General features: G+C 38.0%; 18 protein-coding genes. 14 read left to right on the top strand and 4 right to left on the bottom strand.

The window, feature by feature from the left end; all coding sequences use genetic code 11:
* Positions 1-17: 17 nt before the first annotated feature.
* The 3 genes from lepB to rpsA all read left to right on the top strand — a co-directional run bounded on the left by lepB (position 18) and on the right by rpsA (position 4,386).
* Positions 18-674, top strand: a complete 657-nt coding sequence (lepB, locus tag AC1RJ8_RS21935) for a signal peptidase I (protein WP_492955665.1) — start codon at positions 18-20, stop codon at positions 672-674.
* Between the two features lie 140 nt (positions 675-814).
* Positions 815-1,795 (top strand): SH3 domain-containing protein, encoded by a 981-nt coding sequence (locus AC1RJ8_RS21930; RefSeq protein ID WP_492955664.1) that lies wholly within the window; start codon positions 815-817, stop codon positions 1,793-1,795.
* A 656-nt stretch (positions 1,796-2,451) separates the two neighbouring features.
* Positions 2,452-4,386 carry a 30S ribosomal protein S1 gene (gene rpsA / locus AC1RJ8_RS21925; RefSeq protein ID WP_057933658.1) on the top strand — a complete coding sequence of 645 codons (1,935 nt, stop codon included), beginning with the start codon at positions 2,452-2,454 and terminating at the stop codon, positions 4,384-4,386.
* Between the two features lie 321 nt (positions 4,387-4,707).
* Here rpsA and AC1RJ8_RS21920 read toward each other — a convergent pair whose 3' ends face one another.
* Positions 4,708-4,839 (bottom strand): hypothetical protein, encoded by a 132-nt coding sequence (locus AC1RJ8_RS21920; RefSeq protein ID WP_492955663.1) that lies wholly within the window; start codon positions 4,837-4,839, stop codon positions 4,708-4,710.
* A gap of 79 nt (positions 4,840-4,918) precedes the next feature.
* Here AC1RJ8_RS21920 and AC1RJ8_RS21915 point away from each other — a divergent pair, with 79 nt between their 5' ends.
* Positions 4,919-6,586 carry a beta-N-acetylhexosaminidase gene (locus AC1RJ8_RS21915; protein WP_492955662.1) on the top strand — a complete coding sequence of 556 codons (1,668 nt, stop codon included), beginning with the start codon at positions 4,919-4,921 and terminating at the stop codon, positions 6,584-6,586.
* Here AC1RJ8_RS21915 and AC1RJ8_RS21910 read toward each other — a convergent pair.
* A complete protein-coding gene (locus AC1RJ8_RS21910; protein ID WP_492955661.1) occupies positions 6,583-7,509 on the bottom strand; it encodes an AraC family transcriptional regulator in 927 nt (308 codons plus the stop codon). The genes AC1RJ8_RS21915 and AC1RJ8_RS21910 overlap by 4 nt on opposite strands.
* Positions 7,510-7,844: 335 nt before the next feature.
* On the opposite strand from AC1RJ8_RS21910, the gene AC1RJ8_RS21905 reads away from it, so the two are divergent.
* The 3 genes from AC1RJ8_RS21905 (at position 7,845) to AC1RJ8_RS21895 (ending at position 10,358) form a co-directional block, all read left to right on the top strand.
* The gene (locus AC1RJ8_RS21905; RefSeq protein WP_492955660.1) at positions 7,845-9,350 is read left to right on the top strand and encodes an aldehyde dehydrogenase family protein; all 1,506 of its coding nucleotides are present in this window, start codon (positions 7,845-7,847) and stop codon (positions 9,348-9,350) included.
* Positions 9,351-9,459: 109 nt separating this feature from the next.
* Positions 9,460-9,834 carry a DUF779 domain-containing protein gene (locus tag AC1RJ8_RS21900; RefSeq protein ID WP_190326337.1) on the top strand — a complete coding sequence of 125 codons (375 nt, stop codon included), beginning with the start codon at positions 9,460-9,462 and terminating at the stop codon, positions 9,832-9,834.
* Positions 9,835-10,151: 317 nt separating this feature from the next.
* Positions 10,152-10,358 (top strand): hypothetical protein, encoded by a 207-nt coding sequence (locus AC1RJ8_RS21895; RefSeq protein WP_492955659.1) that lies wholly within the window; start codon positions 10,152-10,154, stop codon positions 10,356-10,358.
* Here AC1RJ8_RS21895 and AC1RJ8_RS21890 read toward each other — a convergent pair.
* On the bottom strand, positions 10,355-10,756 hold the full coding sequence (locus AC1RJ8_RS21890; protein ID WP_492955658.1) for a thiol-disulfide oxidoreductase DCC family protein: 402 nt from the start codon (positions 10,754-10,756) through the stop codon (positions 10,355-10,357). The genes AC1RJ8_RS21895 and AC1RJ8_RS21890 overlap by 4 nt on opposite strands.
* A 361-nt stretch (positions 10,757-11,117) precedes the next feature.
* On the opposite strand from AC1RJ8_RS21890, the gene pyrR reads away from it, so the two are divergent.
* From pyrR to AC1RJ8_RS21855, 7 genes are all read left to right on the top strand, one after another.
* Entirely contained in the window at positions 11,118-11,666 is a 549-nt protein-coding gene (gene pyrR / locus AC1RJ8_RS21885) for a bifunctional pyr operon transcriptional regulator/uracil phosphoribosyltransferase PyrR (RefSeq protein WP_190326340.1), read from the top strand.
* A 2-nt stretch (positions 11,667-11,668) separates the two neighbouring features.
* Entirely contained in the window at positions 11,669-12,598 is a 930-nt protein-coding gene (locus AC1RJ8_RS21880) for an aspartate carbamoyltransferase catalytic subunit (protein ID WP_029279355.1), read from the top strand.
* Positions 12,599-13,190: 592 nt separating this feature from the next.
* On the top strand, positions 13,191-16,214 hold the full coding sequence (locus AC1RJ8_RS21875; protein ID WP_492955657.1) for a tetratricopeptide repeat protein: 3,024 nt from the start codon (positions 13,191-13,193) through the stop codon (positions 16,212-16,214).
* Positions 16,215-16,218: 4 nt separating this feature from the next.
* Entirely contained in the window at positions 16,219-17,916 is a 1,698-nt protein-coding gene (locus AC1RJ8_RS21870) for a TonB-dependent receptor (RefSeq protein WP_492955656.1), read from the top strand.
* Positions 17,917-18,135: 219 nt separating this feature from the next.
* Positions 18,136-18,843 (top strand): DUF2071 domain-containing protein, encoded by a 708-nt coding sequence (locus tag AC1RJ8_RS21865; protein WP_492955655.1) that lies wholly within the window; start codon positions 18,136-18,138, stop codon positions 18,841-18,843.
* Positions 18,844-18,869: 26 nt separating this feature from the next.
* A complete protein-coding gene (locus AC1RJ8_RS21860; RefSeq protein ID WP_492955654.1) occupies positions 18,870-19,427 on the top strand; it encodes a hypothetical protein in 558 nt (185 codons plus the stop codon).
* A gap of 84 nt (positions 19,428-19,511) precedes the next feature.
* On the top strand, positions 19,512-20,012 hold the full coding sequence (locus tag AC1RJ8_RS21855; RefSeq protein ID WP_492955653.1) for a hypothetical protein: 501 nt from the start codon (positions 19,512-19,514) through the stop codon (positions 20,010-20,012).
* 71 nt (positions 20,013-20,083) lie between these two features.
* On the opposite strand, the gene AC1RJ8_RS21850 is transcribed toward AC1RJ8_RS21855, so the two are convergent.
* Positions 20,084-21,685, bottom strand: coding sequence for a SusD/RagB family nutrient-binding outer membrane lipoprotein (locus tag AC1RJ8_RS21850; protein ID WP_492955652.1), 1,602 nt, complete (start codon positions 21,683-21,685; stop codon positions 20,084-20,086).

The raw sequence follows: 21,685 nt of genomic DNA, 5'->3' as shown, positions 1-21,685 counted from the left end.
ATTTAAAAAAATAAACTATGAAAAAGATCATCATCATCGTTGCAGGGTTTTTCATCCTTCTTATATGCTTATGGATTAGCATCAGATTTTTGGGCATTTTCAACACTTACAAAAATGTTTCTGCTGCTAATGAACCTAACATTGCCGTTGATCAACTGGTAATGGCATCCAATTTAAAAGAAGCCAAAAGAGGTGATCTTGTTGTGGTAAAAACCAGCGGTGAGCGTTGCATTTACAGACTTTGTGCACTAGCTGGAGATAAAATTGAAGTAAAAATGGGAGAAGTTTATTTAAACGGTAAGTTGATGGTCCAGAATTACGACACCAAACACAGCTATAATTTCAGTAATGAAATATATAACGACTTAGTTGGTTCAGGCAAAATAAAATCAGAAGAAACTATGTATGCTCTTGGAGGCGAAATACATATGGAGCTTATTGATGCTGAGGCTAAAAAAGCTGGCATTTATCAATATAAAGAAGTAAAAATGCCTGTATTCCGGGATGAGCAAATTGAGCAACAATGGTCAAATAAGTGGAATGTGGATAATTTTGGCCCTGTCTTAGTTCCAAAAGACAGTTTTTTTGTACTAGGAGACAATAGAAACAATGCCCGAGACTCTAGATATATTGGTTTTGTCAAAAAAAGTGAGCTGTTGGGTGTAATACTATAAATGGAGCTGATTTGTAGCCTTTTTTCAATCTTATCCTTACCTATTAAAAGTATTTTCTAATTTTGAAACTCTTAGCACGGTGTTTGCTTATAGCGTGTTTGCAATTACCGATTAAACCGTTTCGCAGAAATCCAATACTTATGAATAGAATTTTCTTCCTCCTCATCGCTCTTTTTATTTTCACGAACCATTTAAGTGCACAAGAAACTTATCGTGTTAAGGCAGACAAATTGCGTGTAAGGGAAAGTAGCGATCCGAAAAGTAAGGTTATTGGAAATATTGCTCAAAATGAAAACATTACGGTTTTAGATGCCAGCAATGCCAAATTCTACAAAGTAAAGTTTAAAAACCGCGAAGGCTGGGCAAGCAAAGATTTCATCGAAAAAATTGCTTCTGCTGCTAAACCAGCAACTCCTCAGGCAAATACTGCACAGCCCACCACTAGCCCTCAAACGGCAGCAAGCGCCGATATGTATCGTGTAACTGCCGACGATTTACGCGTAAGGCAAAAAGCTGATCCGAAAAGCAAAATTGTGGGATATCTACCTAAAGATGAAAATGTTGCCGTGATTGATTCGTCAAATACAAGCTTTTATAAAATTAAGGTTACCAATGGTGAAGGATGGGTGAGTAAAGAATTTTTAGTTAGGATTTCTCCTGTTAAAGCGGCTGCCGAAAAAACAAGCATCGCGGCATCGGTACCTCAAGAAAACAAAGATTACACGAACATCATCTTTTTTGTGGTTGTAGCCTTAATACTGATTACCATTTTATACTTTTCGATCAAATATGCCAGCGGCAATAAATTTTTGATCGGTTTTTCGGTAATTGTGATTCTGGTAACCGGGTATTTCTGCTACATTACTTTTATACAGGCAAAAGTGGTTACAGGTACCTTTGCAAGCAACGAAGACATACAGTACAAAACCTTCAATTTTAAATCGAAAGATTCGGTAACCGTTACCGATGCCTTTACTGATTCTATTTTCACCTCGAAATATGTTATTGAGGGTGATATGATCAAACTTTACGATCAGCAGAATACCATTATGTTATTAATCAGAGATGATGAGACATTAATTGGCGAAGGTTTTACGAGGGGAACGTTTACGAAGAAATAGGTTAAGTTTATTAAGATGAATTTTGAATACCTTTCTTTGGGTACCTGCGCGCTTTTAATTGCATATAAAATATATTTCTTCGGAATTAAAGACAAAACGCATTCGTTGAAAGACCCAAACGGAAACGGACCAACAATGGCAAATTATTATAGCCAATTTATTTGGATCGCATTTCTCGTTATTTTCGGAATGATATACATCATAAGGTCATTTCCTGAAAAGATATGAGATTGTCCTTCGACAGGCTCAGGATGACAATATTTTTTATTTTCACCTTAACTTAATAAATCATTTCCTAGGAACGTTTGGTGAGCATTGTGCACAACCCCTTATTTTTAAACCTGATAGAGCGGAATAGCCCGGAGCGTAGCGAGGACTATAAGCGATAGCAGGACTGCTGCTTCCGATGAAATACTGGGCGCTCATTTTCAAATAATTAGCATAACTAGGCGATTAAACTCTAAATAAACCAGCTACATTTTGGAAAAACATGTGGTAAACTGAAATAACCACCCCGCCTTTCAGGCACCCCTCCAAGGGAGGGGAATTATAAAGAGCTAAAAATCAGCAAGATTTATTAAAAAAATCTTTTCTATTAATTAAAATATTTTTACCTTTGCAGTCCCTAAATAGGGAAAAAAGGAGATAATTAATTAATGGCTAAAAAACAAGTAGCAGAAAAAGAATTAGCAGCTAAAACAGCTGAACTTCAGGGAGAAGGCGGACGCCTGACTGAAAAAGAAACTATTGAATCAGAAGCTGATTCAGTTTCGATCGAATCGATCAAATCATCATTGGCTACACCATCGGAAGATTTCGATTGGGATGCAGATGAAAAAGTTTTCGGTAATTACAATGACGCAGACCGTAAAAAGTTTGAAGATATGTATGCCGGAACATTCAATCAGATCACTAAAGGTGAAATCATCAGCGGTATCGTTGTTTCAATTAACAACAAAGATGTAGTATTAAACGTAGGTTTCAAATCAGACGGTTTAGTTTCTACTTCAGAATTCCGTGATACACCAGATCTTAAAATCGGCGATTCAGTTGACGTTTTCGTTGAAGCACCAGAAGATGCTAACGGTCAATTGATCCTTTCTCGCAAAAGAGCAAAAACCCAAAGATCATGGGAAGCAATTAACGAGGCTCTTGAAAATGATAGAATCATCAATGGTTTCGTTAAGAGCCGTACTAAAGGTGGTTTAATTGTTGATATCATGGGCGTTGAAGCTTTCTTACCAGGATCTCAAATTGATATTAAACCAATCCGCGATTACGATGTATACGTGGGTAAAACAATGGAATTCAAAGTTGTTAAAATTAACCATGAGTTTAAAAACGTAGTCGTTTCTCATAAAGTGTTAATTGAAGACGATTTAGAAAGCCAAAAAGTAGAGATCGTTTCTAAATTAGAAAAAGGTCAGGTATTGGAAGGTACTGTTAAAAACATTACTGATTTCGGTGTGTTCATCGATTTAGGTGGTGTTGATGGTTTACTTCACATTACTGATATTTCTTGGGGCCGCATAGAGCATCCAAAAGAAGTATTATCATTAGATGAGAAAATCAACGTGGTTGTTTTAGATTTCGATGATGAGAAAAAACGTATCGCTTTAGGTTTAAAACAATTAACTCCACACCCTTGGGAGAACTTAAGCACCGACATCCAAGTTGGTTCTAAAGTAAAAGGAAAAATCGTAACTGTTGCAGATTACGGTGCTTTCTTAGAAATCATCCCAGGTGTTGAAGGTTTAATCCACGTTTCTGAAATGAGCTGGTCACAAAACTTAAGAAATCCACAAGAATTCTTAAAAGTTGGTGATGAGATCGAAGCTGAAGTTTTAACTTTAGACAGAGACGAGCGCAAAATGAGCTTAGGTATTAAACAATTATCTAACGATCCATGGCAAGAAGTTGCTGCTAAATTCCCAGTTGGAAGCAAGCATAAAGCAACTGTTAAAAACATGACTAACTTCGGTGTTTTTGTTGAAATCGAAGAAGGTATTGATGGTTTAATCCACATCTCTGATTTATCTTGGTCTAAAAAAGTAAACCACCCTAACGAATTCACTAAAGTTGGTGATGTATTAGACGTAGTTGTTTTAGAACTTGATGTTGATAACCGTAAATTAAGCTTAGGTCACAAACAATTGGAAGAAAACCCTTGGGATACTTTCGAAACGATCTTCACTTTAGATTCGGTTCACCAAGGAACAGTTGTTAAAGTAACTGATAAAGGTGCTGTTATTGCTTTACCATATGGTGTAGAAGGTTTCGTACCAACTAAACACATGGTTAAAGAAGATGGTACTTCAGTTAAAGCTGAAGAAACTAACGACTTCAAAATCATCGAGTTTAACAAAGAAGCTAAACGCATCGTTGTTTCTCACGCCCGTATCTGGGAAGAAGTTAAAGCTGAAGCTGTAGCAGAAGAAAGAGCAACTAAGAAAAAAGAAGCTAAAGCTGCTGTAACTGCTGTTAAAAAAGTTAAAGATTCTGTAGAGAAATCTACTTTAGGAGATTTAGACGTATTGGCTCAATTGAAATCGCAATTAGAAGGCGAAGAAAGCAAAGCTAAAAAAGGCTAGTTCTTTTTAACTGATCATATTAATCCCGATAGCGAAAGTTATCGGGATTTTTTTTGACCTCTCCCTATTAAAGGCAGAGATTTTTGTTTTTTTGCTTCCCTATCCTTGAAGAGAGGGAAATTAAGGAAGTGCTTTTAACCCTATCTTAGATTTTAAGTTTATAGAGTTAATCTATTTTGCGAAAATTAAAGCAACCGCTCATCGGTATTATAGCCACGGAAACACGGAGTGCACGGATTTCCTCAATGAATCGTCATTGCGAGAAGGCTTTTTCAGCCGACGAAGCAATCTCATTAACGCAATTAAAAACAAGACAGAAGCTTATATTTTCTCAAATGCCTTATATGGTAAATGATAACTAGAAAACCAAAGCAACTGCTCATCGGTAACTCCTGCCCCGCTATACTTTCTGCCATGAAAAACGGCATTCATCCTATCGGGTTTATGTAACATATGTAGTTCGTTCTATCAAACCTTTCCTTTCGACCACCTATAATTATTACTTTTGAAAAAGTAACCTACCCTTTTCAGCATGAGAAAAATTATCCTTTTGTTTTTATCAATTATTTCGTTTAAACTTTCAGCACAGGAAGTGAATATTATTCCGCAACCTGCAAAACTGGAAATAAAATCAAAAGAATTGCCGTTTAAAATAGATAGCACTACCGTAATATATACAAATGATTCATTGGCTAGTCCATCAATAACTTTTCTTCAAAATTACCTTAGTAAGAATTATAATTTCCAACTCAAAATAAATAGAACCCCAGACATAAGTCGAACTAACGCTATAAATCTGATAATCGCCGAAAAGTTTTCTAATCCAAAAGAATACATTCTAACGGTTACGAATAAATCAATAATTATAGGCGCTACTTCTGACACATCTATCTTTCAAGGCATTCAAACCTTGATTCAACTATTACCAACTTCAAAATCACTTCCACTTCAAATCCCATCGGTTTCTATTACCGATTACCCACGCTTCGATTATCGCGGCATGCATCTGGATGTAAGTCGCCATTTTTTTGACGTTGCTTTTGTAAAACAGTACATCGATTATTTAGCGCTTCATAAAATGAATTATTTCCATTGGCATTTAACTGATGACCATGGCTGGAGAATAGAGATTAAAAAATATCCTAAGCTTACGGAAATTGGAGCATGGAGAAATGGAAGCATCATTGGTTTATGGCCCGGACAAGGAAACGAGCATATAAAATATCAGGTATTGCCGGCAGATGTAAAAATTACGCCAAAAGATGCCGTTATTAAAACCGATGGTATCCGCCACGGTGGTTATTATACCCAAGAACAAATTAAGGATGTGGTTGATTATGCTACTAAACGTTACATCACCATTATTCCTGAAATAGAAATGCCTGCACACAGCATGGCCTTATTGGCTGCTTACCCAGCATTGGGAACAAGGCCAGATAAAAAATACGCAGTTGCCGAAACCTGGGGAATGATGAACAAATACAACAATGTACTTCAAGCGTCTGACACAACTTTTAAGTTTCTGGAAAATGTATTAACTGAGGTAATGGCTTTGTTCCCTTCGCAATACATCCATATTGGTGGTGATGAAGCTTCTAAAGTATGGTGGAGACAATCTGCTGTTTCGCAACAGATTATGAAAGCTAATGGTTTGAAAAATGAAAGTGAGCTACAGAGTTATTTCATTCGCAGGATGGAAAAATTTGTAAATAGCAAAGGCAAAACCATTATCGGTTGGAACGAAATCTTACAGGGCGGTTTAGCCCCTAATGCAGTTGTAATGAGCTGGCAAGGAGAAAAAGGCGGTATAGATGCCGCAAAACAAAACCACAAGGCCATTATGACACCCGAAGATAAGATGTATTTCAATCATGGTCAATTTGTAAAAGAAGACAGTTTAACCGCAAACAAATTTTCGCCTTTAATTAATGTTTACAATTATGAACCCATACCAGCAGAATTAAATGCCGAACAGGCAAAATACATTTGGGGCGCGCAGGGCTGTTTGTGGAGTGAATACATTACCAATCCGGCAAAAGTGCAATATTTAATCTTTCCCCGATTAGATGCCTTGAGCGAAGTTTTGTGGAGTCCGAAAGAAAAACGGAATTATCCAGATTTTCAAAAAAGGCTAAAAACACAGTTTAAACGATACGATTTAATAGGGATTACCTATTCGAAAAGATATTTAGAAAATTAGTGGATTAGCTGATTTGCCACCTGTAATTGATATGCTCCTGGTGTAATCCCGACATTCTTTTTAAATGCCCTGATAAAGTAATTGGCATCACTGAAACCAAGCTCGTAACTGATTGATGCTACCTTAGCCCCAGGCTGGGCCAGTAAAAGTTTGGCTTTGTTAATCTTTTCGGTTAAAATAAAATCATTTGGACTGATACCAAGCTCGCGCTTAAACAACCGGTAAAATGTGGCTTTGCTCATGCAGGCCTTATCGCTCAGACTATTGATACTGATCTTTTCATTGAGATTTGATTTAATATAGTTCAGTACAAAAGCCAACGGATTTTGATTGAGGTTATAACCATCATCGCTAATGGTTTTAAGATTTTGGGTCTGCATAATGCGGACCAACAGTTCTTTTAAGGTTAAATCGGCCAAAACATCTTTTTCTTTTGTTCGTTCTGAGCAGATCCTGATCACTTTATTAATGAGATAGGCAATCTCTTCATTGTTATAAAAATGGTATTCATCGTAATTTAGCAGCCATTTTTCGTTGCTTCCTTCTTTTGGAAAAAACTCGTTTAAATAAGCAATTGTTTTTTGAATCTGCTCCTGATCGATCGCCAGAGCAATACATTGGGTAGGATTAAGGTTAGAAGCTTCAGGAAAATCAATTTCCATGGTAACGGCCGGCGGAACAATAACGGTTTGACCAGGAAAATAATCAAAGCCTTTCTTATCGAATAAATGCATCACTTTTTTCCCCCTCAACATACTCGTAATTACAAAATCGTTAAAAGTAAGCGGAACTTTATACGATTCGGTATAGGTTTCGAAAACATTTAATTCGCATCGCTCTAAGGTGTATGAGGTTCTGTTCTCTACCAAAGTTTGCAACGTTTCCGAAGCACTAAGCTTTACCTGATCTAATGTATGTTGCATAAACCGAAATAATTTGGTTAGAAATATTTGCTATAAATCAAATATAACTATTTCATCTGTTTATACCTCACCACCAAAACACCTACTCTAGCTACACAGGCCTCAATCTTAGCTGGCCGGCCACGGGGATCGTTTAGCGTTTCAATATGATTACATAAGCTGAAACAATAGTGCTATCAATTGATCCGATTATACTATCTGCCCCGTCTGCTTTGCCATTAGGTTTGTATTAACCAAATCTTATAACCGCAAAAATCATGATGAGCAATTTCTTTAAAATCCTATACCTAAACCGCTCATGATGGTTTTTAAGAATTTAATAATCAATAATAATTATGGAAAATTTAATTGAGAAACCATCATTCAAAACTCATTACGATAATTACATCGGGGGGAAATTTGTAGCACCAGTTAAAGGCGCTTACTTCGATAACATATCGCCGATTGATGGTAAAGTTTTTACCAAAGCAGCACACTCCACCAAAGAGGATTTAGAGTTAGCCGTTGATGCTGCCCACGAAGCATTTAAAACCTGGAGCAAAACCTCCTCTACCGAAAGAAGCATCATTTTAAACAAGATTGCACAACGGATGGAGGATAACCTCGAATATCTGGCAGCAGTTGAAACCATAGATAATGGAAAAGCGGTTAGAGAAACCTTAGCGGCAGATTTACCGCTGGGTATAGATCACTTCAGGTACTTTGCAGGGGTCATCCGCGCAGAGGAAGGATCTCTATCAGAACTCGATCAGAATACGGTTTCGTTAATTGTACACGAACCAATTGGTGTAGTGGCCCAGATTATTCCATGGAATTTTCCACTATTAATGGGCATCTGGAAACTGGCTCCTGCCCTGGCTGCCGGCAACTGTGTGGTTTTAAAACCAGCAGAAAGCACCCCAGTTTCGATTATGGTTTTAATGGATTTAATCGGCGATTTATTGCCGCCGGGCGTAGTAAATGTGGTAAACGGATTTGGTTCAGAGCTTGGCCGTGCATTGGTTACGAATCCTAAAGTTTCGAAAGCTGCATTTACGGGCTCTACCCCTACAGGCAGATTGGTCATGCAATATGCTACCGAAAATATTATACCCGTTACACTGGAGCTTGGTGGAAAATCGCCTAACATTTTCTTCAGCTCAGTAATGGCCGAAGATGATGCCTTTTTAGATAAAGCGGTAGAAGGAGCTGTAATGTTTGCCTTAAACCAAGGCGAAATTTGTACCTGCCCATCTCGTTTATTGATCCAGGAAGATATTTACGAAAAATTTATTGCGAAGGTAATTGAGCGAACTAAAGCAATAAAAATAGGTAGTCCATTGGATAGAACCGTAATGATGGGTGCTCAGGCCTCCAAAATACAATTCGAAAAAATTGCCGCTTACATTAAGTTAGGTAAAGAAGAAGGTGCTGAAGTTTTGACTGGGGGAGAAATTAATGAACTACCTGGCGAATTGGGTGGTGGTTATTACATCAAACCAACCATCTTTAAAGGCCATAATAAAATGAGGATTTTCCAGGAGGAAATTTTCGGGCCGGTATTGGCCGTTACAACCTTTAAAACAGTTGAAGAGGCCATTGAAATTGCAAACGATACTTTGTATGGTTTAGGTGCTGGTGTGTGGACCCGCGATGCACATGAGCTTTATCAAGTGCCAAGAGCCATTCAGGCTGGCCGTGTTTGGGTTAACCAATACCACGCCTACCCTGCAGGTGCTCCTTTTGGTGGCTACAAACAATCAGGTGTGGGTAGAGAAAACCATAAAATGATGTTAGGCCACTACCGCCAGACTAAAAACATGCTCATTTCTTACGATAAAAATAAATTAGGTTTCTTTTAACAGGAAATAAAGATTTACAAATCTAGTTCCGCTGATTTTGTCGATTTCCGCAGGTCTTAAAGATCTGCGGTTTTCAAAAAAAGTTCCATTTCAATGTAAAAAACAGATCATGATCAAGCGTATAGACAGTACAGAAAAAGCAAAAGAGCTGATTGCCATACTTAAAGAAAAACACGGAGAACTGATGTTTTACCAGGCTGGTGGATGTTGCGAGGGTACACAGCCACAATGTTTCGAAAAAGGAGGCTACTACCTGCGGATGCGCGATGTTTGTTTGGGTGAAATAGAAGGCTGCGAGTTTTGGGTAGACCGGGATCTTTTCGAGTACTGGAAATTCTCGCACTTTACTTTAGATGTGCTGGATGGATTTGGCGTAGGTGGTTTTTCTTTAGAAACCCCGCTTCAAAAAACATTTAAAATTCACTACAGACTGTTCTCTGAAGAAGAACTAAAAGATCTTGAGCCCGTTAAAACGGCAGAATAAATATTGTTAGTTGGTAAACACAGGTCAGTTTGGAGAAATCCGGCTAACTTTTTTGTTTATATATTCTATAATTAAATCGCGATCTCGACTGGAACGCAGTGAAATGGAGAGATCTACCTCGATAGATTTAGTTTCACTGCGCACTACCTGGTTCTCGACTTCGTTGCACTCTATTCGAAATGACGACCTCTGTGATATATCATCCATCATTTCACCTTATTTCTAATATCTTTTGTTTAAAAAGCTTTGAGATCACGCTAATAAAAAGCATGTGTAATTTTAAAAATTTATGCAATCTTTGCATTAAAAATTAAACCATGCGTAAACTATTTGCCGTCCTTTCTACCATCATTACCCTATTTGCTATCAAAGAAACGGTATATGTATTTACTTCTACTGAGGCAGACATAGTTAAGCAAAAAGCAATCATGATTGTAATTGCCTTAAGTATTACTATACCGTTGCTTATTTTAACACTTTGGCTTTGGTCACCAGGTAGAAAGAAAAATGGTCAACAAAACTAAGCGATAAACTTACTTTTCAACTCAGGTGTTGGCACCCAGCAACTTTCCTGCCTGCCCCACCATTGGTAACGGTTTTTAGCAATAATATCGTAAAACCAATCACGGATAAATTTCGGAACCAGGAGAAATACATAAAGTAGCGGAATCAATCCATTAAGTTTTCCGGCTACCCGCAATGCCGCTGATGATTTGGTGTAAAGCCTTCCCTCCTGTAATAACAAAATGGTATTTAACTTCTGAGGATCAGCATTAAATTTCGACAGCACTTCTTTGGCGTAATCACCTTGTAGCGCCGTAAATTTGAATTGATCTTTTTTATCGTGTGCAATAACAAACTGAACCGATGCATTGCACAGATTACAAACGCCATCAAAGAAGATTACAGGTTGCCCGATCATATGCTATAAAAATAAAGTTTTTTAAGCTAATAAATATCTGAGGAATGTCTAATAACCATTAGTTGATAAGCGGAGGCAGAAATATCTGATGAATATAACACGTTAGTTTTTCCCATAATTGCAGAAACTGGCCACCTAAACCGGATGGAAACGGCAGCTTCCGATTGAAAACCGGAACTATAGTGTACAGCCAGACCAACATTAAGATGAAAAACAGCCATTGCTTTCCAAAAAGCATTGCAAATGAAAAATAGATTTTTAAATGTTGTAACAGAACAATTTAGCATTCAAAAAATAAAACAATCCAGCTTCAACTTTCTTACCTTAAAACATTTTTATATATTTGCCCAATCCTTCTTCAATGCAAAAGAAAACACTTCTTGACGGACAAAAAATTCAGATTACAATTAAGAGGCTCTGCCATCAATTAATTGAAAACCACGACGATTTCGCAAATACCGTTTTAATTGGCATCCAGCCAAGGGGTATTTTTTTAGCAGATCGCATTCATCAGGATCTTCAACAGATTCTAAAAAACAAGAAAATTTTAAAGGGAAACCTTGATATTACTTTCTTTAGAGATGATTTCCGCCGTAAAGACGGGCTGGTTACCGCAAGCAGCAACTCGATCGATTTTATTATCGAAGGCAAAAAAGTAATCTTAATTGATGATGTACTTTGGACCGGCAGAACCATTAGAGCAGCACTTGATGCCCTACTTGCCTATGGCCGCCCAGAGAAAGTTGAACTTTTGGTTTTAATAGACCGCAGGTTTAGCAGACATTTACCTATCGAACCCGATTACATTGGGCATCAGGTAGATAGTTTAAACTCGCAACAGGTAAAAGTAACCTGGGCGAGCGAAGGAAGTGAAGACAAAGTGATTTTAATATCCGAAAATAATAAATAAAAATGGCAGCAGAAAAACTATCAACCCGACATCTTTTAGGCATTAAAGATATTAACCGGAATGATATTGAATTGATTTTCGAAACTGCAGACAATTTCAAGGAAGTGATTAACAGACCGATAAAAAAGGTCCCTTCGCTCCGTGATATTACCATTGCCAATATCTTTTTCGAAAACTCTACCCGTACCAAACTTTCTTTCGAACTTGCAGAAAAAAGGCTTTCGGCCGATGTGGTCAATTTTGCTGCCTCATCTTCATCAGTAAGCAAAGGCGAAACCCTGATCGATACTGTAAACAATATCTTATCAATGAAAGTTGATATGGTGGTGATGCGCCACCCTTATGCGGGTGCTGGTCAGTTTCTAAGTAAACATGTTAAAGCGCAGATTGTAAATGCCGGAGACGGTGCACACGAACACCCAACACAAGCCTTACTTGATGCTTTCTCCATCCGCCAAAAACTGGGCGATGTAGCCGGCAAAAAAGTAGTAATAGTGGGCGATATCCTACACTCTCGTGTAGCGATCTCAAACATCCTTTGCCTGCAGCGTTTAGGCGCAGAGGTAATGGTTTGCGGGCCTACTACATTAATCCCGAAACACATCCACCAACTTGGAGTAAAAGTTGAGCATAACCTAATTAAAGCGCTGAACTGGTGCGATGTAGCAAACATGCTACGTATCCAATTGGAGCGTCAGGACATTAAATATTTCCCTTCGTTAAGGGAATATGCCATGATGTATGGCTTAAACAAACAGATCTTAGATAACCTCGATAAAGAAATCATTGTCATGCACCCTGGCCCAATAAACAGAGGTGTTGAGATTACCAGTGATGTAGCCGACAGCAAACAATCAATCATTTTAGAACAGGTAGAAAACGGAGTGGCTGTGAGAATGGCTGTGCTGTATCTATTGGCAAGTCAGGGGTAGGTTAGTTCAATAGTTCATTGGTCATTGGTTCATTAGTACTGGGTTCATAAACTAGCATAGTACATTGATAATCGTTCATTAGTGCATATTTCATAGACCAGTATCGTGCATTAATAATTGTTCATCTCTCCGTGTTACCGAGCCCAGTATAGTCCATTGTTCATTATAGTGCTAATAATAATTAATTTCTCTCAAACGGTTTACTGGATGTAAACAACGGTCAATCAGCCTATCTAAATGATTCCTATAAAAATTGCGATCAGCAGCAAGAAGGCTTGGTTGAGAAAAGGCCACCCCGCAATGACCAATAGTGGGACTAATGAACTAGTGACAAATGAACCGATGAACCTCTACCGGATGTGGCGGCGCACCAATGAACTAATGGCTATTGAACCAATGAACCGTTAAGGGATGTGGCGGTACCAATGACGAATGAACTAATGACCAGTGAACCTAATTTTCCACATTCGTTCAGCCCTCAATACCAAACCAAAAATCCTATCGTTAATTTGTGTTATTAACAGATGTTAATTACTTCTGTTGATAAGCTTTGATACTATTTCTAATTTAGTACCAACCATATTTGAAACCAATGCAGAAAAAATACCTACTAATTCCGCTAATTTTAGCAGGAAGTTTTAGCACCTACGCTCAGGTTAGCGCTGTGCAAAACCTCAACAAAAACTATCAAACGGGCTTAGAATTATTAGACAAAGAAAAATACACAGCGGCGGCACAGCAGTTTAAACTTGTTGAGCTGCAACGTTATAAACCTTCTACCCAAACGGAGAGCAATGCCGAATTATCTTTACTGAAAGAGAATGCGAAATTTTATGCAGCTGTTTGCGCATTAGAGTTAACCAATAGCGATGCCGAAAGTTTGTTTCAGGCATTTATCCGCGATTATCCATTAAACCCAAACACCAAATTGGCTTATTTCTACGTTGGAAAAACTTATTTCAACCAGAAAAACTATAAAAAAGCTTTAGAATGGTTCGAAAAAACAGATCCTTCTACACTTTCGGGCAAACAAAGAAACGAATACCAGTTTAAACAGGGTTACGCCTATTTCGAACTTAAAGACTACGACAAAGCAGAGCCTTTATTCGAAAAAGTTAAAAAAGAAGAAGGCGATTTCCAGGAAAGTGCCACCTACTACTTTGCTTACATTAATTACTTAAACAAAGAGTATAAAACGGCATTGGCCAACTTCGAAAAGTTAAAGGGCTCTCCTACTTATGAGGCGAGTTATCCATACTACATCACTTCGATGTATTACCTTGACGAGCGTTACGATGATGTAATCAGCTATGCTTTGGCAGCTATTCAAAAAACAAAACAACAGTTCGAACCAGAAATGTTGAGTTTGGTTGCGGCATCATACTTTGCAAAATCTGAATTCAAAAACGCTGAAAAGTATTTCGCCGAATATTATTCAAAAGATAAAAGCGAAACTAAAAACAACCTCTTCATTTACCAGTACGGATACGCTTTGTTCCAGAATAAAAAGTACAAAGAGTCGGTTGCCGTTTTAGAAAAACTAAATACCGATGATGTTTACCTTCAAAATGGTATGCATACTTTGGGTAAGGCCTTTATTCAATTGGGCGATAAACCAAAAGCGCAGAGTGCTTTTTTCAGGGCATCGCGTTTAAGTTTTGATAAGGGTATTCAGGAAGAAGCCTGGTTAAATTATGCCAAATTAAGTTACGAATTAGAATTCCACCAACAGGCTTTAGAGGCTACGCAGGGTTTCTTAAAAACTTTCCCAAAATCGCGTAAAATAAACGAAGCGAAAACTTTATTGGGCGAGGTTTTATTAACCACCAAAAACTATCAGGCGGCTGTAGACATTTTAGAACCTATTCCGGATAAAAACCTTGAGGCTAAAGAAGCTTATCAAAAGGTGACTTATTTCCGTGGATTAGAGTTTTATAATGAAAGAGCTTTCCCTAATGCATTATCGATGTTTTTACGTTCTGAAAAGTTCCCAGAAGACAATGAAATTAATGCTTTAAACACTTACTGGAAAGCAGAATCGATGTACGAGTTGCGTAAGTTTGGTGAAGCGGTTACCACTTTCGAGAAATTCTTGAAGATGCCAGATGCAGATAAAACCGGGGTTTACAATTTCGCGAATTATGCTTTGGCTTATGCGGCTTTCGAAGATGAAAAATACAGCAAGGCAGCTACTTATTTCGAAAAATTCCTCGCGGGTAGTGATAAAGACCAGAAAACGATTGATGATGCCACCATCCGTTTAGCCGATTCATATTTCGTAAACAAAAACTATGGTGATGCAATGGCGAATTACAACAAGATCATCAGTCGCAAAACCACTTCAGAAGATTATGCCACTTTCCAGAAAGGAATGATCCAGGGATTGGAAAACCAGTACGATGCAAAAATTGCAACCATGCAGAGTTTATTGAAGGCTTTTCCTAACTCAAACTATGCAGATGATGCTGGTTTCGAAACCGCATACACCTATTTCAACAAAGGCGATTTCGATAAATCTAAATCAGATCTGGTAGAATTGGTTGCTAAATACCCACGCAGTAGTTATGTAGCAAAAGCTTTGGTTACCATTGGCTTGGTTCAATACAATCAGGATCAGGACGATGCCGCTTTAGAATCGTTTAAAAAAGTAATCCGCGATTACCCTACTGCCGATGAAGCCAAACAGGCAATGGAATCGATCAAGAACATTTATGTAGACCGTGGCGATGCAAATGGTTTTATTGCTTATGCTGCTACTACCCCACTCGGAAATTACTCGGGCTCAGAACAGGATAATATCGTTTTTGCTGCAGCCAACAACACCTACTTAAAAGGCGATGCCAACGGGGCATTCCAGGCTGTAAATGCTTATTTTGATAAATTCCCTAAAGCCAACCACGAAAAAGAGGCTAAATTTATCCGGGCAGAATCGCTGGTAAAACTGGGCAGGCCCGATGAAGCCATTCCTGATTACGAGTTTATCTTAAACGACTGGACAAGTGATTACACCGAACGTTCTTTGGTAAGCATCTCTCAACTCTTCTTAAATCAGAAGAAATACAATGAGGCGATTGTTTACCTGAAAAGATTAGAAACTACAACCGATTACAAGTCGCACTATAGTTTTGCCATCAACAATTTGTTAAAGGCTTACACCGCTTTAAACATGCCTGATGACATGCTTAAATATGCACAGCTGACCAGAGAATCGGAAAAAGCTTCTGAGGAAGAAAAAAACAGTTCGAGTTTATTCTCTGGCAAGGCTTACTTGTTAAAAGGCGATACCACCACGGCAATTAAGGAATTTAAAAATGTAGTGGCCAAAACAAAAACCGTTGCTGCAGCCGAAGCGAAATATAATTTAGCTTTATTGGAATACAATAAAGGTGATTTCAAAACTTCATCTAAAACCTGTTTCGATCTGATTAACAACATGGCTGCTTACGATTACTGGGTAGCAAAGGCGTTTATCCTTTTATCTGATAACTATGTGGCCCTGAAAGATAATTTACAGGCAAAAAGTACACTTCTCAGTATAATTGATAACTACGAAGGCAAGGATGATATTATCCCTACAGCCAAAGAAAAACTAGAAAAACTAAACCAGAAGAAGTAGCATTATGAAATCGATTAAATATATATATAGTTCACTGTTTTTTTTAGCTGCCGGATTAACGACTGCTCAGGCGCAGGATAAAAAGGCCGATGAAAAAGCAGTAGTAAACGAAGAAATTGAAGTAGTTCGTCCATATAAACCAATTTTGGCTGAGGCTGTAAAGCTGAGAAGAAGCCCGAATTTAGATGATGTTAAAACTTACAAAGCAAAATTAAACTACAGTATTTTGGATAGAAAGCTGGAGTTGAACAGTGATATCCAAAAGCTACAGGCACAAGCCCTAGCCGAAGAAAAAGAAAGCATATTGGTTAACAATTACGTAAAAGGTGCATTCGGGTCGTTGGCTACTCTTTTGGGTGAAGCTTATTTCAATACCGGTAAAGATGAAGGTTTACAGGTTGGTGGATACTTTAAACATTTTAGTCAGGAAGGAAAGCTGAACAAGCAGAATAGCAGTAACCAACAATTAAGTGTTTTTGGCCGTAGTATTTTAGAGCAGAATACCGTGAGTGGCCGCATTAATTTTGAACGCAACAGCACCTACTTTTATGGTATAGATGATGCCAGACCTACGCTAAACCCTAACCCTGATAAACAAGCCTTAACCACCATTGAGCTGGAAGGTGAGCTGGTAAAAAACTTTACTGAAGATGAAGATGCTTTTAGTTATGCTTTAAAAGCCAATGGGTATATCTGGAATGATAAATTTAGCGCAAAAGAAAACTACCTGAGCTTAAACGGTTATGTAAACAAACGTATTAATTCGTTAAACTTAGGTTTAGCCGCATCAACCGAATTCGGTAATAGCAAAGATGCTTTAACCAGTGTTGGCAATAACCTGTTGCGCTTAAATCCGTACATCCGCTTACAGGTTAAAGGCGCTAAAATTACAGCGGGGATTAATTTTGTACAGGAGTTTGGCGCATATAGCAGCTCTAGAATCTTTCCTGCCGTTACTGCCGATTTCACTTTAATTCCTGATTATTTACAGGTTTTCGGAGAAGTTAAAGGCGATGTAAACAGAAACTCATTAAAGGGCTTTACCGATGAAAACCCTTGGTTAAACAGCAATATCGTGGTTAGAAACACAGTTGAAAAGTTAAGTTTCAGTGCGGGTATTAAAGGTACCGGTGGCCCGGGTTTTGGTTACAAAGCGCGTGTATATGTAAAACAGTTTGATGATATGCCTTTGTTCATCAACAACTATACTGATTTTAACAAATTTGATGTAATATATGATTTCGGTAAAACGAAATTAACAGGTTTAGAAGGTGAGATTTCCGTTCAGGTAAGTGATGCCTTAAAATGGACAGGTAAATTAAACATCGACGATTGGAAGCCTGCTTCAGAAACCTACTCTTGGTTTAAACCGGGTTTAAAAGTAAGTTCTAACTTTGTTTATACCTACAATAAAAAACTAAGCTTTAACGCTGGTGTTGTAATCCAGGATGATATTAAAGCAAAAGTAAACATTTCCAACCCAGTTAATCCTGCACAATATGTGATCCCAAATCCGTTGATAGAGGAAATTCAAACAGTAAAAGGTTATGTTGATTTGGGGCTTGGTGCAGATTATAGGATCAACAAAAAGTTCTCCGTTTTTGCAAAAGCAAACAACATCTTAAATACAAACTACAGCAAATATTTGTACTATCAAGTAAACGGATTTAATATCTTCGGAGGATTGACGTATTCGTTTTAAGCTATTAAATCGTAAAATTCATTTTTATCTGATATGCCTTTAAGTTTAACCTTAAAGGCATATTTTTTTGTAGGCTTAGGTCGGCCGATCATTAGCAAAACAGTTTTAAGATAATTATTTCCAGAAAAAATTATTAGCACATATTCTCTTAATTGAACAACATTATTTTATTGTGATTTCGACTATATTTACTTCAGTTAGCGGAAAAATTAAAGCGAAATGAGAATCCCAACAATACACGGATATATTGACAGAAGAATCTTAATCAACTTCACAGCCGACCCAAAGATTGTGAAAGAACTGATTCCCTTTCCTTTTAGGCCAAAAGTTTATATGGAAAAGGCTATTGTTGGAATATGCCTAATCAGACTAAAAAATATAAAACCAAAAGGGTTACCAAACTTTATGGGCGTAAATTCTGAAAATGGTGCGCATCGAATTGCAGTCGAATGGGACGAGGATGGCGTAACAAAATCAGGAGTTTATATACCACGTCGGGATACTTCGCTAAAATTAAATGCGCTCATTGGTGGACGAATATTTCCCGGCAAACACTTTCATGCAAAGTTCAATGTAGGAGAAGAAAACGGAAATTATCAAATTAGCTTTAAAAGCTCAGATAATACCGAAATATTAATTGATGCTAATGAGACTTCTTTGTTTGATAATAAATCAATTTTTAAAACACTAGAAAATGCATCTGACTTTTTTGAAAACGGCGACCTTGGATATTCACCAAATAAAGACAAATTTGATGGTCTGAGATTAAAAGCATACCATTGGAAAGTTAGGCCACTTGAGGTTTTGAAAGTAAAATCGAGTTTTTTTGAAAACGAAGATCTTTTCCCCCCAGGATCGGTGACTTTTGACAATGCACTACTTATGACAAACGTTGAGCATGAGTGGAAAAGCGAAACAGACAAATAACCATAAACATTTTAGATCAAACAAGCATGAAGCAACTATTCATAACCATCTTTACCATTATGGCCCTTACCTCTTATGGCCAGGATAAAAACAATTATACTCATTTCAATAAATTAACAGAAGTTGAAGGGACAGATTATGTGATTGCGAGCGTTGAAAATTGGGGAAAAATAGCTGATGCCAAAAACAAATACCTATTGTTCATTAATACTAAAAACGGACAAAGCAAACAGGTAGATTTCCCGGCTGATGGTTATTTCGAAAAAATTGAACAAGTGAAGATTGATAATTTAGGGATTAACCACATTATTATTTCTGCTCAAACGATCGACCTTGACGAAAAAAAGGGAATTGACTGGAACGACCCAAAACAGATTATCATCTTATCACCTGACGGACAAAAAAGAACACAGTTAACAGATAACAAACTCTTCGTAAGGACCTGGGTTGTGAATAAACAAACAGGAATGATGGTTGTAACAGGGCACACTGACTCCAACAACAATAACAAGTACGACAAAACGGATAAAAGCGAAATTTTAATTTACGACTTAAAAACGCTGAAACTAGTTAGTAAAATTTGAGAGAAGATTTACTAGCGTTTCGCCGATATAAATTGAGGATAAGCCTCAAAAACCGACTGTTAACACCCTTAAAAATACGCTCCAATGAAAATATTTAATATACAGCCCATCACAATAAATGAATACACCTACAATGATCAATATATAAAAGAAAGCAAAACATCATACGATTATCAATCCGGCTTTGAAATTACCGGAGAGAAAGTTGGAGAAATAAACATAATGTTCATCACTTTCGACATCCTTTACTGTGTAGACGCAATCACAGATGATAAAGAAATTGTTAGCCCCACGGGGCCAAACACATGGGACATTAATGTTTCATTTTCAATTGGCGGCGAGGTATTTATCTCTTACAAAAGCTCTTGTCAGTTTAACTTTGAAAGTGAAGGCTTAGCTGCTGATATAACTTCCTTAACTGATTTTTTAAGGGATTATCAAGCGCATACCATATCATTTTTTAATCAATACGGACATAAGCCCTTAATCGCAATTGAAGAAGAAACGCGAAAACAACAGCCGCTACTGGCCGATGCCAAATTAGCAATCGAAAACTTACGGGCGAACAATATGTACGAGTTTTAACACAACCTGCTTCTACTAATAAAACCCGCTCTTATCCAGCAATGCATACTGATAGGGTTTTCTCCAATTGATTACTTATCCCACCAAACCCTAGCTGTAAGCACATCGCCTCCCGCTATCCTGGCTACCGCATCTTTATAATTTTGAGGGTTGTTCAGTACCTCTGTTGAAAGATAGATCATCCGGCGGGGAATAGTGCCATTGGTAACGTTGCCTTTGTAATTTACAGGAATAAGCTTTGGATAATCGCTCCTTTTCCAGTTTAGCCAGGCTTCTATGAAATTAAAATCCGTTCCTGTAGTTACCCAGTATTGTGTATTGATTGCGCTTAGTGCATTTTGTGTACTGCTTTCATCAAGTGGATTCTGGTTTACAAATGCAGTGATTTTATTGGCATCAACCGCAGCTAAAGGATCCAGCTGCGCAAGTGATTGGATTGCACCGGTTAAGCCATTGGTGTAGTGCAGGTTTGCAGTTCCATTTATATTCCATCCCCTCACTTTAGCCTCTGCAAGCAAAAATTCAATTTCAGCATAACTCAGGATAAAAATTGGCCCGCCTAATTTAAGGTACATCGCGGTGCGTGGTCTGGAATATTTTCCAAGCGGAGCAAAATCACTTCCGCTACCCGTTCCACCTGGATAGTTTGGCGAATGACTGATATCGGTCGTTCCACCCTGTAGATCGTATCCATTTGGCAACCCAAGCTGAACAGTTGCATCGGTATTTCCGCTTAAATTCTGATCCGCATTTCTGGTCAGTCCGTCTTTTGGTACCTCACCTATCACACCCAATCTGGGGTCGTTGGTATTTTTTAACTGATCAATTAAGGTTTTACTCCAACGTACTTCCAGATAGTCGGAAAATGTTCTTAAAGCAAGCGATGTTCCATTTTGACTGTTAAAAGAGGAAGCATCGGTTAAAAGAATCGCATTGTCGTTAATACTGGTAAAAGTTTTGCCCGCAGCCTTTTCGGTCCAAATTCTGGCCTTCTCTGGATCTGCTTTCGTTAACCGCATGGCAATCCTAAGCATTAACGAATAACCAAATTTTTTCCATTTACCGATATCCCCTTTATAAAAAAGATCAGCGCTTGGCCCGGGTTTTTCGGCATCCAGTTGCGCAGTAGCCGCTTCGAGATCGTTCAGCATTTGGGTGTAAATATCTTCCTGACGGTCGTAAACCGGATATTTAATACCTTGCATAGCTTTAACAGCTTGTGTATAGGGCACATCGCCATAAGTATCGGTAATCCGTTGCAAAATCAACACAAACATGATATCACCAATCGCAATCAGGTTTTTATAACCCACTGGATCTTTTAATCTGGCTAGTCGTTGCATCTCTCTGATATAAGCGGCATCGGCATAACCTTCATCAAAAATACGCCCCTGATAATCGGTAAAACTGCCTACATTGATATATTTATCGCCATTGTTGTAATAGTAATACGTAGAGGCCAGTAGCTGCATCATGGTACTCTGATACAACAGCTGATAATAACCTAAATTGGCATATTTTAACTGTGCCTGTGCGAGTAGGCTGTTTGGATCGTAATTTTCTTCGGTGAGTCTGGTCGGATCGGTATTAATCTCATCCAGTTTCGCTTTAGAACAACTGCCCATCAAAACCAGGAAGAACATACCCATGAAATATAACTTGTTCCGGCTCAT

This window comes from Pedobacter sp. GW822-FHT03F06, from assembly GCF_058801365.1.
Note: the sequence above shows the minus strand (reverse complement) of the source record. Positions and strands in the feature narration are given on the sequence as shown.